The sequence below is a fragment of the Streptomyces kanamyceticus genome (assembly GCF_008704495.1).
Taxonomy (GTDB): Bacteria; Actinomycetota; Actinomycetes; order Streptomycetales; family Streptomycetaceae; genus Streptomyces; species Streptomyces kanamyceticus.
Genome location: NZ_CP023699.1, coordinates 7766766 through 7780631, shown reverse-complemented (window position 1 = coordinate 7780631; position 13866 = coordinate 7766766). Strand labels below are relative to the sequence as shown.

General features: G+C 72.3%; 15 protein-coding genes and 1 riboswitch. Of the genes, 6 read left to right on the top strand and 9 right to left on the bottom strand.

Annotation, left to right across the window (positions count from 1 at the left end; all coding sequences use genetic code 11):
• Positions 1-2: 2 nt before the first annotated feature.
• Together CP970_RS33790 and CP970_RS33785 are read right to left on the bottom strand one after the other, a co-directional pair.
• Positions 3-188 carry a hypothetical protein gene (locus CP970_RS33790; protein ID WP_055550183.1) on the bottom strand — a complete coding sequence of 62 codons (186 nt, stop codon included), beginning with the start codon at positions 186-188 and terminating at the stop codon, positions 3-5.
• Between the two features lie 23 nt (positions 189-211).
• Complete coding sequence (locus CP970_RS33785) at positions 212-697, bottom strand: Asp23/Gls24 family envelope stress response protein (protein WP_055550181.1); 486 nt, start codon at positions 695-697, stop codon at positions 212-214.
• Positions 698-805: 108 nt separating this feature from the next.
• Here CP970_RS33785 and CP970_RS33780 point away from each other — a divergent pair, with 108 nt between their 5' ends.
• Entirely contained in the window at positions 806-1528 is a 723-nt protein-coding gene (locus CP970_RS33780) for a hypothetical protein (RefSeq protein WP_055550179.1), read from the top strand.
• A 31-nt stretch (positions 1529-1559) separates the two neighbouring features.
• Here CP970_RS33780 and CP970_RS33775 read toward each other — a convergent pair whose 3' ends face one another.
• The 4 genes from CP970_RS33775 to CP970_RS33760 form a co-directional block, all read right to left on the bottom strand.
• Positions 1560-2363: an enoyl-CoA hydratase/isomerase family protein gene (locus tag CP970_RS33775; protein ID WP_055550177.1), complete on the bottom strand. Its 804-nt coding sequence runs from the start codon at positions 2361-2363 to the stop codon at positions 1560-1562.
• 214 nt (positions 2364-2577) lie between these two features.
• Positions 2578-2799, bottom strand: coding sequence for a helix-turn-helix domain-containing protein (locus CP970_RS33770; RefSeq protein ID WP_055550175.1), 222 nt, complete (start codon positions 2797-2799; stop codon positions 2578-2580).
• A 385-nt stretch (positions 2800-3184) separates the two neighbouring features.
• Positions 3185-4783: an ABC-F family ATP-binding cassette domain-containing protein gene (locus tag CP970_RS33765; protein ID WP_055550173.1), complete on the bottom strand. Its 1599-nt coding sequence runs from the start codon at positions 4781-4783 to the stop codon at positions 3185-3187.
• A 121-nt stretch (positions 4784-4904) separates the two neighbouring features.
• Positions 4905-5765: a hypothetical protein gene (locus CP970_RS33760; protein ID WP_224058869.1), complete on the bottom strand. Its 861-nt coding sequence runs from the start codon at positions 5763-5765 to the stop codon at positions 4905-4907.
• 228 nt (positions 5766-5993) lie between these two features.
• On the opposite strand from CP970_RS33760, the gene ypfJ reads away from it, so the two are divergent.
• A complete protein-coding gene (ypfJ, locus tag CP970_RS33755) occupies positions 5994-6884 on the top strand; it encodes a KPN_02809 family neutral zinc metallopeptidase (RefSeq protein ID WP_150494356.1) in 891 nt (296 codons plus the stop codon).
• Between the two features lie 142 nt (positions 6885-7026).
• Positions 7027-7440: a VOC family protein gene (locus CP970_RS33750; protein ID WP_055556386.1), complete on the top strand. Its 414-nt coding sequence runs from the start codon at positions 7027-7029 to the stop codon at positions 7438-7440.
• A gap of 20 nt (positions 7441-7460) precedes the next feature.
• On the opposite strand, the gene CP970_RS33745 is transcribed toward CP970_RS33750, so the two are convergent.
• From CP970_RS33745 to CP970_RS33735, 3 genes are all read right to left on the bottom strand, one after another.
• Entirely contained in the window at positions 7461-8909 is a 1449-nt protein-coding gene (locus CP970_RS33745; RefSeq protein ID WP_191094980.1) for a hypothetical protein, read from the bottom strand.
• A gap of 122 nt (positions 8910-9031) precedes the next feature.
• Complete coding sequence (locus CP970_RS33740) at positions 9032-10171, bottom strand: alpha/beta hydrolase (protein WP_150494355.1); 1140 nt, start codon at positions 10169-10171, stop codon at positions 9032-9034.
• A 79-nt stretch (positions 10172-10250) separates the two neighbouring features.
• Entirely contained in the window at positions 10251-10958 is a 708-nt protein-coding gene (locus tag CP970_RS33735) for a class II aldolase/adducin family protein (protein WP_055554384.1), read from the bottom strand.
• Between the two features lie 55 nt (positions 10959-11013).
• Between CP970_RS33735 and CP970_RS33730 the strand changes: the two genes are divergently transcribed.
• From CP970_RS33730 to CP970_RS33720, 3 genes are all read left to right on the top strand, one after another.
• Entirely contained in the window at positions 11014-11766 is a 753-nt protein-coding gene (locus CP970_RS33730) for a lysozyme (RefSeq protein ID WP_055554382.1), read from the top strand.
• Positions 11767-11968: 202 nt separating this feature from the next.
• On the top strand, positions 11969-13261 hold the full coding sequence (locus CP970_RS33725) for an inorganic phosphate transporter (protein ID WP_055554380.1): 1293 nt from the start codon (positions 11969-11971) through the stop codon (positions 13259-13261).
• Positions 13262-13273: 12 nt separating this feature from the next.
• On the top strand, positions 13274-13498 hold the full coding sequence (locus CP970_RS33720) for a hypothetical protein (RefSeq protein WP_055554378.1): 225 nt from the start codon (positions 13274-13276) through the stop codon (positions 13496-13498).
• Between the two features lie 125 nt (positions 13499-13623).
• Positions 13624-13767: riboswitch (cobalamin riboswitch) on the top strand.
• The last annotated feature ends 99 nt before the right edge of the window (positions 13768-13866 follow it).

The window sequence follows — 13866 nt, the reverse complement described above, 5'->3', positions numbered from 1 at the left end:
GCTCACCGCCGCCGGTCGCCGCGGGCGCGGAAGAACTCGCCGGGTTCCAGGTCCCCCTCGAGGAACCTCCCTGCCACGAACCCGATGGCGCCAAGGGCGGCCACCAGGAGGAACGCCCCGAAACCGCCGAAGTATCCGGCGAAGCCGAGGGCCATTCCGGCCACCATGCCGATCACGGCCATGCTCATCGTGCGCTCCTTAGCGAGACGTCCTACTGGAGGCGTCCCTGAGGCTCGTCGTCGTCCTCGTCCGGCAGTTTCACATCGCTCACGGCGATGTTGACCTCGACGACCTCGAGCCCTGTCATGCGCTCGACGGCCGCGATCACGTTCTCCCGTACGTCCTGTGTGACATCGGCGATCGACACGCCGTACTCGACGACGATCTCGAGATCGAGCGCCGTCTGTACCTCGCCGACCTCGGCCTTCACTCCGCGCGTCACCGACTTGGTGCCGCCGGGGACGCGGTCGCGCACGGCCCCGAAGGTTCTGGCGAGACCGCCGCCCATCGCGTGCACACCCGCCACGTCACGCGCGGCGAGTCCGGCGATCTTCTCGACGACGCCGTCCGCGATGGTGGTGCGCCCCCGGCCGGCGGGATCGCCGCCGCCGCGCTTGGTCGTGGTCTTCCCCACCGCCGTATCGGGGGAATCCTTCTCCAGCGTCTGAGACGTGTTCCGCTGTCCGGTGTCGGTCATCGCCGTCCCGTCCGTTCCGAAAGGTGATGTCGCGTGGGGATCTGTTCCCTTGGCCCACATTAGGTGCGGTTGCTCGGCAGCGCGCCGGGGATGCGGCAGGCTGGGGCCATGACGGGTGAAGGGTGGACCCAGGCGGTACGCCGCAGGCTCGGCCTCGGCCGGGTGCTGCCACTGGGCGGCGCGGCGGACGGCACATGGGTGACGGAGGCGGCGGCGGTGGCCGCGTTGCGCCGTGCGGCGGGACAGGTCACGGGGGTCCGTCCGGACGATCTGCGCATCGGCATCGCCGATCCGGGACAGAGGTACGTCGCCGCGGTGCCGCCACCGCCGAGCGCGCTGCCGCCCGGACCGCTGCGGATCACGGCGGACGTGGCGGCCACGGCGGCGCAGCCGCTGCCCGACGCGGCGGCGCGGCTGCGGACGGCGTTGTCCGGGGCGGCCGAACGGCTCGGCCTGGTGGTCGCCGAGGTGGATCTGAAGGTGACGGCGCTGCTCGACGAGGGCGCGGGGTCCTGCGAGGCTCCGGAGGACCCACCTGCCGGGGCTGCCGGGGACGGCACCGCGCCCGATGGCGAAGGCGACGAGGCGCGGGCCGCGCGGGCGGCCCTCGCGGTGCCCGGCGTGACCCGACTGACCGAGGCGCTCGGCCCGGCCGTACACCTGGAGGAGCACCCGGCGCAGGACGCCCTCCCGCGTCGCCACGCGCGCGTGGAGCTCGCGACGGACCGGGAGCACCGCGCCCTGGACGTGGCACTCGCGGTCCGCGCGGCGGTCGGCGAAGCCCTCTCCGACCACCCTTCGGTGGCGGTGCTCGTCACCGCCGTGGAGTGACCTCGGTACCGAGCGCCGCCGTGGAGTGACCTCAGTCGCCGAGCCCCGCGAGGTCGCGCAGTCGGCGGCCCTGCGCGGCGCGCTCGGCGACGCGCTGCTCCTCGTACGTACGGCCGACGACACCCTGCAGCAGCGCCTTGGTCTCGATGAGGGCGTCGCGGGGCGCGGCGACGAGCGCGGCGGCCAAGTCCTTGGCGGCCGCGTCGAGTTGGTCGGCGGGCACGACGAGGTTGGCGAGGCCCACCCGCTCGGCCTCGTCCGCGTGCACGAAGCGCCCGGTGGCGCAGATCTCCAGGGCGCGGGCATAGCCGACGAGCCCCACCAGCGGATGGGTGCCGGTGAGGTCGGGGACCAGGCCCAGGCTGGTCTCACGCATGGCGAACTGCACGTCGTCCGCCGCGATCCGCAGATCACAGGCGAGCGCGAGCTGGAAACCGGCACCGATGGCATGCCCCTGGACGGCGGCGATGGACACGATGTCGGCCCGCCGCCACCAGGTGAATGCCTCTTGGTACTCGGCGATGGTCGCGTCGAGGAAACCGTCCTCGCCGCGTGCCATGTCGATGAAGGACGGCTCGCCGTCGAAGCCCTCGGGCGTGAACGCCTGCCGGTCGAGGCCCGCGGAGAAGGACTTGCCCTCACCGCGCAGCACCACGACGCGGACACTGCCGGGCAACAGCTGACCTGCCTCCGTCAACGCCCTCCACAGCGCGGGAGATTGGGCGTTGCGCTTGGCCGGATTGGTCAGCGTCACCGTGGCGACGGCCTCGTCGATGGTGAGGCTTACGCCGTCCTTGTCGAGAACCGGTGCGAGCTCGCTGTCGGACGAAGCCATGGGTGCCTCCGATGGGATGCAGTCGGGCCGGACGCACTGGAGCGCCCGTAAGTGACTGCACAGTAACCACCCGGCCGATCAGGGGTCACCCCCAGGTCCCTTAAGGATCAGGGGGCACCCCCAGGCCCTTAAGGGTGCTAGATCCTTTAGGGGCGCTGGGGGACGATCGACCGGGTGGTCACCATCGGACCACTGAACAGCGTGCCGCCTGCTGTCAGCCGGCGGCGGCCTTCTTGCCTCGCGTCGCCCCGCCGCGTCCCCGCAGCGTGACGCCGGACTCGCTGAGCATCCGGTGCACAAAACCGTACGAGCGGCCGGTCTCTTCGGCCAACGCCCGGATGCTCGCACCGCCGTCGTACTTCTTCTTCAGGTCTGCCGCGAGCTTGTCGCGCGCGGCGCCGGTTACCCGGCTGCCCTTCTTCAGAGTCTCGGCCACCCGTGCCTCCTCATGGGAAGTGCGCTCTGGACTTCTCATGATCACCCCTCCCGGGCTTCCTGGCCACCCATTCGGCAAGGTCCGTACGACGAGGTTTGCCGCCACAGAAGCCGAGACCACGAGCGGAATTAACGATTCCGCGCGTCGGATTCGGTACGGCCGAACGGGTTGCGGGACGAAGCGCCAGGTCAGCGCAGTGCCGGGCGAGAGAGCGGCTCCCCTGCCAGGGCGGCACCAAAATCCGTGTATGACACACCTCGGTACGAGGACAGCTCACACAGATGGGGGATCACGGATCGGCCGAATGATCCATACCCAGTGGATCAATGGTTCGATCAAGCGCGGTGGACACCCCGGGGATCAGGCCCGGGGCACCGGTCACGGCTCAGGCGAGGGCGACCAGATCCGCGTAGTCCTGGCCCCACAGGTCCTCGACGCCGTCCGGCAGCAGGATGATCCGCTCCGGCTGGAGGGCCTCCACCGCGCCCTCGTCGTGCGTGACGAGGACGACCGCGCCCTTGTAGGTGCGCAGCGCGCCGAGGATCTCCTCGCGGCTCGCCGGGTCGAGGTTGTTGGTGGGCTCGTCCAGGAGGAGCACGTTCGCCGAGGAGACGACCAGGGTGGCGAGCGCGAGCCGGGTCTTCTCACCGCCGGAGAGGACACCCGCGGGCTTGTCGACGTCGTCTCCGGAGAAGAGGAACGAGCCGAGCGTCTTGCGCACCTCGACGAGGTCGAGGTCGGGGGCGGCCGAGCGCATGTTCTCCAGGACCGTGCGCTCGGGGTCGAGCGTCTCGTGCTCCTGGGCGTAGTAGCCGAGCTTCAGGCCGTGACCCTCGATGACCTCTCCGGTGTCGGGCTTCTCGGCGCCGCCGAGGAGCCGGAGCAGGGTGGTCTTGCCCGCGCCGTTGAGGCCGAGGATGACGACGCGCGAGCCCTTATCGATGGCCAGGTCGACGTCGGTGAAGATCTCCAGGGAGCCGTACGACTTCGACAGGCCCTCGGCCATGAGCGGCGTCTTGCCGCACGGCGAGGGCTCGGGGAAGCGCAGCTTGGCGACCTTGTCGCTCTGCCGCACCGCCTCCAGGCCCGCGAGGAGCTTGTCGGCGCGGCGCGCCATGTTCTGCGCGGCGACCGTCTTGGTGGCCTTGGCGCGCATCTTGTCGGCCTGCGAGTGGAGCGTCGCGGCCTTCTTCTCGGCGTTCTGGCGCTCGCGCTTGCGGCGCTTCTCGTCGGACTCGCGCTGCTGCTGGTAGAGCTTCCAGCCCATGTTGTAGGCGTCGATCGCGGCGCGGTTGGCGTCCAGGTAGAAGACCTTGTTGACGACCGTCTCCATGAGGTCGACGTCGTGGGAGATCACGATGAAGCCGCCGCGGTACGTCTTCAGGTAGTCCCGCAGCCAGACGATCGAGTCGGCGTCGAGGTGGTTGGTCGGCTCGTCCAGGAGGAGCGTGTCGGCGTCCGAGAAGAGGATGCGGGCCAGCTCGATGCGGCGGCGCTGACCACCGGAGAGCGTGTGCAGGGGCTGGCCGAGCACGCGGTCGGGGAGGTTCAGCGCGGCGGCGATGGTGGCGGCCTCGGCCTCGGCGGCGTACCCGCCCTTGGTGAGGAACTCCGTCTCCTGGCGCTCGTACTGCTTGAGGGCCTTCTCACGGGTGGCGCCCGAGCCACTCGCGATGCGCTGTTCGTTCTCGCGCATCTTGCGGATCAGCGTGTCGAGTCCGCGCGCGGAGAGGATGCGGTCGCGGGCGAGCACGTCGAGGTCGCCGGTGCGGGGGTCCTGCGGGAGGTAACCGACCTCTCCGGAGCGGGAGATCGTGCCGCCCGCGGGGATGCCTTCACCGGCCAGGCACTTGGTGAGGGTGGTCTTGCCCGCGCCGTTGCGGCCGACGAGGCCGATGCGGTCGCCCTTCGCGATACGGAAGGTGGCGTTCTCGATGAGGATGCGGGCGCCGGCGCGCAGCTCGATGCCGGAAGCGGTGATCACGGGGGTACTCCTGAACAGAGTGGACGGCGAGTGGGACGACTGAGGTACTCGGGACCGGTGTCTATGCCGTCCAACTGAGAAGAGGAGCTGCCATGGCAGCCAGTCTAACGGGCCCCCGCAACTACTTTTCCGGCCCGAGGTCCCCGTTGCCCAGCGGTGTACGGCCGGGAACGATTCTGCCGTAGTCGTCCACCGCGATGAGCTGGGACGTCCAGGAGGCGGCCGGGCTCGCGCAGGGCTGGGCGACCAGGAGGACGCCGCGGGTGCGCACGGAGCGGGCCGGTACGAAGGCGCAGCCGGGCCGTGCGGGCAGCACCCAGCGCAGGTCGCCGTCCACGGTGCGGTAGGCGGCGATGCGGTGCGGGGTGACGACGGCCAGCATGCGGGCGCCGGGGGTGAGCGGCCGCAGGACCCCGGCGCCGCCGCGGGCCGCCGGGCCGCGCAGCCAGGCGGCGCTGCCGGGCACGGCCCGGTGCCAGCGCACGGAGCCGCCGTCGGCCCGCGCGGTGTCGGTGACCAGACCGTCGCTCCAGAGCGTGAAGGCGTGCCCGGGAGCGCCGAGCGTCCGCAGGGGACGCCGCCCTTCGCGCGCGTACGTCCACCGGGCCTTGCCGCTCCCCGGGTCGTACGCCTCGACGGCCCGGCCCGTCCTGCGCAGCTCGGGCTCCCCGGCGCGCTCGGCACCGGCCGCCACGCGCGCGTGGACGGTGAGGTGGTCTCCGTAGGGGGCGGGCCGCGCGTGGTGGGCGGCGGTGATGAGCGGCACGGCGAGCAGGGCGAGGGCGACGGGGAGCGCGATGCGGGTGCCGCGCCGGGAGGCCGGGGGCCCGGGCGTGCGGAGCGGGGGGCGCGGGGCGGCCGTCCGGGCGGGCGGGCCAGTCGTCGGGGCCGGGGAACCTGCCGGGGGAAGGCCCGCCGAAAGCGGGGCGGGGCCGGGCGGTGGTGCGGTTGTGTCGGTCGCCTCGACCGGCAGAGCGGACATGACGCCCCCTTCGGAACCACTGCCCATGGATCAGGCGCAGAGCGTAGCCGTGGGGTGTGCGGCGGGTGCCCCGAGCCGTCGCGACACGGCGCGGGGCGCGGCCCGCGTCCCCCGTTCGGACCTCCGTCCGACGCCCCGCGGGGGCTGCCATATCAGGATGAAGTGGCCGATAGCTCGGTGCGCGGGGCGACGTGTGCCGTCCCGGACGCGAGGCAGAGGGGTGCGCCCATGCAGTTCGACGACGACGCCGACCTGGACACCTCCGAGGTGCGGGATGTGCGCGGCAGTCGGATCCCCGGCGGCAGGGCGACGGTCGGCGGCGGCATCGCCGGTCTGATCGCGCTGCTCCTGGGGCTGTTCTTCGGAGTGGGCCCCGAACAGCTGGGCCTCTCCTCCGGCGACCAGGAGCCCGCGGCCTCGTCCTCGTCGCTGGCGCAGGTGCAGCAGAGCTGCCGGACGGGCCGGGACGCGAACGCCAAGGAGGACTGCCGCATCGTGGCGGTGGTCAACAGCGTCCAGGACTTCTGGCGCCCGGAGTTCCAGCGCAGGCGGGCCACCTACTCCCCCGCGCAGACCGTCCTGTTCACCAACCGCGTGGGCACCGCCTGCGGGACCGCGACGTCGGCGGTCGGCCCGTTCTACTGCCCCGGCGACCGGAAGGTCTATCTGGACCTGGGCTTCTTCAACGAGCTGCGGACGAAGTTCGGGTCCAACGGCGGGCCCTTCGCGCAGGCGTACGTGGTGGCCCACGAGTACGGGCACCACGTGCAGAACCTGATGGGGACCCTGCAGCGCTCCCAGGACGGGCGCACCGGCCGCGACAGCAACGCCGTGAAGGTCGAGCTCCAGGCGGACTGCTACGCGGGGGTCTGGGCGCGGCACGCGACCCGCAGCCCCGACGACCGCACCGGCAAGCCGCTGATCAGCAGCCTCGACGACAACGACATCCGGGACGGCCTCGACGCGGCGGCCGCGGTCGGCGACGACCGGATCCAGGAGAAGTTCCAGGGCCGCGTCACCCCCGAGTCCTGGACGCACGGCTCGGCCGAGCAGCGTCAGCAGTGGTTCTACCAGGGCTATCGCACCGGCGACATGGGGCAGTGCAACACGTTCCGCTGAACCTTGCGCGGGGCGGGCCGGGGCCGCGGGCGGCTCCGGCGGGCGTTGTCAGTGCCGGGTGCCAGACTGTGAAGAGATGTGAAGCAGATCACTTTTCACGATCACTTTTCGCGATCACTTTTCACGGATTGGAGCGATCGGCATGGCAGGCGACGACAGCGGGCGGCCGACCATCTTCCCCACCCTGCTGTACGCGGACGCGAAGGCCGCGATCCAGCAGCTGACGGAGGCGTTCGGCTTCACCGAGGCGACGGTGTACGAGGGCGAGGGCGGCACCGTCATGCACGCCGAGCTGACGTACGGGAACGGCGCGGTGATGCTCGGCTCCAAGGGCCGGGGCGGCCTCTTCGACCAGGTGATGAAGGACGCCGGGCCGTGCGGCGTGTATCTGGTGGTGGACGACGTCGACGCCCACCACCAGCGGGCCAAGGAGCACGGCGTGGAGATCCTGATGCCCCCGACCGACCAGGACTACGGCTCCCGGGACTACATGGCGCGGGACGCCGAGGGCAACGTATGGAGCTTCGGCACCTACGCCCCCGAGACACGGGCCTGAGCCGAGGGCCCTCCCACCGATCACTCCCCGCCGGTGTGCACCTGGAAGGCCGCGCGGCGCACGGCCTTGGCGAGCGCCGGATCGGGGTGGGCCGCGGCGAGGGCGACCAGGACCTGGACGGTGCGGGGATGACCGGCCTTGCGCACCTCTTCGAGGAGCGCGGGCACGGTGGGCTGGACCGCCGACTCCAGATGGCGGACGAGGACCTGGGCCTCGCCGTGGTCCGCGACGGCCGCCGCGGTGTCGATCCACAGCCAGGTCGTCTCCTCGCGGCTCAGCACGAGGTGCACGTCCTCGGGGTCGGCGCCCTCCTGCTCGGCCAGCCAGAGCAGGGCGTACGGACGCAGCGACGTCTCTTCGAGGACGGTCCTGACCTCCGCCTCGGCCGGGGCGCCGACCACCCGCAGCGCCTCGAAGGCCAGACCGCGCAGCAGGGCGTCCTCGCCGCGGGCCGCGGTGAGCAGGTCGGTGACGGCGCTGCCGACGGGGCGGGCCGCGAGCCAGGCGCGGTACTCGACGCGCGCCGCGTTGGGCCGCAGTCGTACGCAGCCGCGCAGCATGTCCTCGGCGGACTGCTCGATGTGCCCGGCGGGGCTCTGCGCGGCGACGCAGATCTGCTCCAGCTTGACCCAGACCGCCCAGCTGCCGAGCGGGGTGAGCGTGGCCTGCCCCTCGGCGTAGGTCAGCGCGCCCACGACGGCGAGGCCGCGCAGGGCCCAGTCGAGCAGGGCGGGGAGCGGTGCCTCTTCGGCGGGGTCGTGCGGGGAGAGGGGCGGCCCGTAGGGGATCTCGCAGCGCTCGGTGCGCAGTTCCGTGACGCGCTGGTCCAGGAGGTCGAGGAGCTGCGGCACGGGGACGGGGCCCGCCGAGAGCTGCAGGAAGGAGAGCACCTGCGGCATCGCCTCGACGGCCTCGGCGACCGCCGCGGGGGCGAGGTCGAGGGGCGCGGGGTGGGCGAGCGACCAGGCGTCGAAGAGCGCGACCCAGCCGCGCAGCACCGCGGCGTCGTCGCGGTTCCAGACGCGCAGCCGCCAGCCGGGGCGTGCGCTGTCGCCGTGCACCTCGATGAGGCCCGCGAGCCGCGCGGTGTCCCAGTCGGCGCGGACCTGATCGGTGGTCAGTCCCAGTTCGGCGGCGGCCCGTTCGGCGGTGGCGTCGGAGAGGGTGCCGTTGCCGTCGGGGGTGGCTCCGGAGCGGCGGGGGCCGGGGCGCAGGGCCGCGTCGGCCCAGCGCGCGACCCGTGCGGCGTCGGCGAGCCCGGCGCGGGCCGCCCTCGCCAGCTCCGCGGGGGCGGGCGTGCCCTCGGGGGGCCGGGGCGCGGGACGGCGCGCACGGCGGTCGCTCACCGCGCCCGGGGCGGCGGAAAGGGGGCGCGCTGAGTCGCGCTGGGCCTCTCCTCGCGTCTCGGCCCTCGGGTGGGGAGCGCGGACGAGTCGGAGCCTGGAGTCGCGCGGGGTACGGGACGTCACGGGAGCAGTCTTCCTGTTGACGGTCCGAAAACCCAAACGGAATGGCGAAGGAGGCGTTCTGGAGACGGTCTCGAACGGTCGGTTCAGGAGGGTCGAACGGTCAGTTCCGCGGTCACATCAGGTCACATCAGAGGGGTGAGGAAGCGGCGCAGGGCCTCTTCGTACCCCGCCGGGTCGGCGTTCCACATGGCGCCGTGCGGCGCGTCGTGGACGGTGTGCAACGTGACCAGCTCGGGGCGCTGTTGGGCGAGGCGACGGGAGGGTCCCCAGGGCGCGACGACGTCGTCGGGGCCGTGCACGAGGAGGGTGGGGACCTTGAGCACCTCGGGGTCGGCCGCCTCCAGGATGCGGTCGCCGCGCAGACCGGTGCGGCCCTGGGCCGCACGGACCGCAAGCGGAAGGAGCGGTCCCGGGGTGCGGCGGGCGGCGGCGAGGGCGCGCAGCGTGGTCTCCCAGTTGAGGACGGGGGAATCGAGGACGAGGCCGCTGATGCGATCGCGCAGCGCCGAGTGGGCGGCGGCGTGCAGGGCCATGGCGGCGCCGGTGGACCAGCCGTGCAGCACGACGCGCTCGGCTCCGTAACGCACGGCGTAGCGGATGGCGGCGTCCAGGTCGCGCCATTCCGTCTCGCCGAGGTGGCCGAGGCCGTCCGGCGAGCGGGGCGCGCCGCGGTCGCCGCGGTAGGCGAGGGCGAGCACGGGGAACCTCTGGCGGTGCAGGAAGTCCATGACGACCATGGCGTGCTCGCGGGTCGTGCCGAGGCCGTGCACGGCGATGACCCAGGTGTCGCGGGCCCCCGGCACGAACCAGGCGGGCAGGCCGCCGAGTTCGCCGGGGATGTCGACGTCCGCGTGGTCGATGCCGAGCGCGGCGTGCGGGTCGCCGATGTGGACCTGCGGGGTGAGCCAGACCTTCGCGCCGGGTTCCAGGGTGCCGTGGGTGACGGCTTCGAGGCGGCGTACGACGGTGTCCGCCGCGTGCGGGGCCGATTCCAGGACGGGCCCGACGATCGCGTGCGTGCCGTCGCCGCCGAGTCCGTAGGTGCCGGGGCGCAGGCTCGCCAGGGCGCGGGTCAGGGTGATCTGGCCCGCGGCCGTGGCGTGCACGGTGAGACGGGGCTCCGTCGGCAGGGGGCGGCCCGCCGGGGCCTTGAGGGCGGCGTCGCTGGCGTACCGGCCCGCCGCGACTGCGGCCGCGCCGAGAGCGGCGGTGACTCCGGTGGCTACGGTGACGGCTGCTGCCGTCGCTTTGGCTGGGCGCACGGCTCCAGTGTCCGGGGAGGGAGCGCACGGGGCCAGTGGGCGGTGCCCGGCGGGTGATGCCGCCGCGCCGGGGCGCGGGTCAGGAGCGCCGCTGTCCGTACCCCCGTAGCCGCTCCTCCGCTTCACGCAGCTGGGCCGGGGAAAGGAGCGTGGGGGTGTGGCCGGGCAGCGAGCTCGCCGTGAGCCAGAGGCGGGACATCCATTCCAGCTGGGCCGTGCGGTCGTACGCCTGGGACAGGGAGTCTCCGTAGGTGACCGTTCCGTGGTTCTGGAGGAGGCATCCCGTGCGGTCGCGCAGGGCGTGCAGCATGTTCGCGGCCAGCTCCTCCGTTCCGTACAGGGCGTACGGAGCGACCCGGACGGGGCCGCCGAGGATGCCCGTCATGTAGTGGACGGCGGGGAGTTCGGGCACGAGCATCGAGACGGCCGTGGCGTGCACGGCGTGGGTGTGGACGACGGCGCTCGCGTCGGTCTCGCGGTAGATCGCGAGGTGCATGGGCAGCTCGCTGGTGGGCGAGAGGTCGCCGAACAGCCGTCGTCCTTCGATGTCGACGCCGAGCGCGTCCCCCGGGGCAAGCCGGTCGTAGGGCACACCGCTCGGGGTGACCAGGATCGTGCCGCCGACGCGTACGGAGACGTTGCCCGACGTGCCGACGACCAGGCCGTCCCGCACCGTTCTGCGGGCGGTCTCCACCAGCTCGGCCCACGCCTGTTCGACGGCGCCCGGGACCGTGCCCCCCGCATCGCCCGCCGTGTCCCGCGCCGCGTCCTGTCGTTGCTCAGTCATGCGGTGATCCTGCCAGCGGGGCGGCGCTCACCATAGGGCGGAACCCGGGAGAAACATGGCTCGTGATCACATGCCGTCCCGTCGTCGCGCCCGTCGTCACGCCCGGTTCGTCGCGGCCGCCGTGGCGGCCCTCGCCGTCGCGGGTACCGCCCTCGCCGAGATTCCGGTTTCGGCGGCGGGCGGGCCTCGGGGGCACGACGTGTCCTCGCACCAGAAGAACGTGGACTGGCAGCGGGCGAAGGACAAGGGCGCGCGGTTCGTCTACGTGAAGGCGACCGAGTCCGACTCCTACCTCAACCCCTACTTCGCCCAGCAGTACGACGGCTCGCGCGCCGCGGGACTGCTCCGCGGGGCGTACCACTTCGCGGTGCCCAGCAAGTCCTCAGGCACGGCCCAGGCCCGCTACTTCATGGACCACGGCGGGCGCTGGCGCGCGGACGGCCGGACGCTGCCGCCCGCGCTCGACATCGAGGACAACCCGTACGACAAGCGGAAGTGCTACGGCCTGAGCAAGGCCAGGACGGTGAACTGGATCCAGGCCTTCAGCGACGCGGTGAAGCGGGGTACCGGACGTCGTCCGGTGATCTACACGACCGCCAAGTGGTGGAACGACTGCACGGGCGGCAGCGGGGCCTTCGCCGCGCACCACGCCCTGTGGCTCGCGCGCTGGGGGTCCTCGGCGGGGGCGCTGCCCAGGGGCTGGGCGTTCTGGACGTTCTGGCAGTACGACAACCACGGCGGACTGCCGGGTGATCAGAATCTCTTCAACGGCTCGGCGGCGCAGCTGAAGCGGTTCGCCCGGGGGTAGCCGAGGGGTCCCGGAAGCCGACACTCCGCCCAGATTCCGGGCCTCGCGCCATCGCTCCGTACGATCTTCGTCAGACACCTGGCGGAGACGGGGTGGCGGCGCTCCGCTTCGAGTCACCGCACCGCCCGTCCCAGTTCACTTTCCGTTCACCCAGGTTGCCTACGTTCCACATGCCACTGACGTCCAACAGAAGCCTGGGTAAATGGAACACATCACGCTTCTCCTCGGGATCGTGATCGTCACCGCTCTCGTGTTCGATTTCACGAACGGTTTCCACGACACTGCCAACGCGATGGCGACGACCATCTCGACCGGCGCTCTCAAGCCCAAGACGGCGGTGGCCATGTCCGCCGTGCTCAACCTCGTCGGCGCCTTCCTCTCCGTCGAAGTCGCCAAGACGATCTCCGGCGGCATCGTCAACGAGGACGGCCTCAAGACAGAGGTCATCTTCGCCGCGCTCGTCGGCGCGATCCTCTGGAACCTGCTGACCTGGCTGGTCGGCCTGCCCTCCAGTTCCTCCCACGCCCTCTTCGGCGGCCTCATCGGCGCCGCGGTCATGTCGATGGGCTGGTCGTCGATCAACGGCGGCACCGTCGTCACCAAGATCCTGATCCCGGCCCTCGCCGCGCCCCTCGTGGCGGGCATCGCCGCGATGCTGGCCACGCGCCTGACGTACCGGATCGGCCGCAACACCGACACCAAGGCCACCGCCAAGGGCTACCGCGTGGGCCAGATCGCCTCCGCGGGCCTCGTCTCACTGGCGCACGGCACCAACGACGCGCAGAAGACCATGGGCATCATCACGCTCGCCCTGGTCACCGGCGGTGTCCTCAACCCCGGTGCGAACCCCCCGATGTGGGTCATCGTCTCGGCCGGTGTGGCCATCGCCCTCGGCACCTACCTGGGCGGCTGGCGCATCATCCGCACCATGGGCAAGGGCCTCACCGACCTCCAGCCGCAGCAGGGCTTCGCCGCCCAGACCAGCGCCGCGACGGTCATCCTCGCCTCCTCGCACCTGGGCTTCTCGCTCTCCACCACCCAGTCCTGCTCCGGCGCCGTGATGGGCGCGGGCCTCGGCCGCAAGGGCGGCGTGGTCCGCTGGTCGACCGCGACCCGGATGTTCGTCGCGTGGGGCCTGACCCTGCCGGCCGCCGGTCTGGTCGGCGCGGGCGCCGAGTTCCTCACCAAGCAGGGCCCCTGGGGCATCGCGGCCACCGCCGCGATCCTGATCGGCGGCTCGGCCGTGATCTGGGTCCTCTCGCGACGCGACGCCGTCGACCACACCAACGTCACCGACGACGAGATCGGCGCCGCCAAGGACGCCGAGCCCGCGGGCGTCGTGACCACCGCGATCGCCGCCGTCTCACCGCCCCCGGTGGGCACGACGGCCACCACGGACTCCTCTTCCGAAGACCCGGTCAAGGCCACCATCTCGGCCCCGACCACGACCACGACCGGCGCCATGGCGGACCCCGCCAGGCCCGCGACGGTGTAAGGACGGATCAGCATGAGCATCGACTGGGCAGCTCTCGGCTCCGTCTTCGGAGTCAGCCTCGCGGTGACGGTGGCCCTGGTGGGCCTGTTCACGCTCGGCATCGTCGGCCTCTCCAAGCAGGAGGCGGCGGCCGCGTCCGGCGGCGGCTCCGCGGCGGTGGCCCGCACCGGCGCGTACGCCTGCTTCGCGCTGTGCGCGGCGGCGGTGGCGTACGGGATCTATCTGATCGTCGCCTGAGCCTCGTCCGAGCCTGACGACAGCTTCACCGGTGGGGTGCGGGACGTGCGTATGCGTCCCGCACCCCACCGTCGTGTGTGGGGCTCCGCACAGTCTCCCGCCGCAGGTCAACGGCGAGTTGACGGGCGTTCGCGGGGCGTGGTGGACTGCCGGGGCCAACTACGGCGGCAGGTGAGGAAGCCGGTGCGAATCCGGCGCGGTCCCGCCACTGTCATCGGGGAGCGACCTCCCCGGAAGCCAGGAACTCGCGCCGCCGCATCACGTCGAACCAGGGCGCGGACACCCTGAGTGAGGACATATCGCCATGCGCGGCCGCCCCTTGCCGGTTCCCCTTCCGAGTACGAGTCAGCTCCTCGGCACGGCGACCG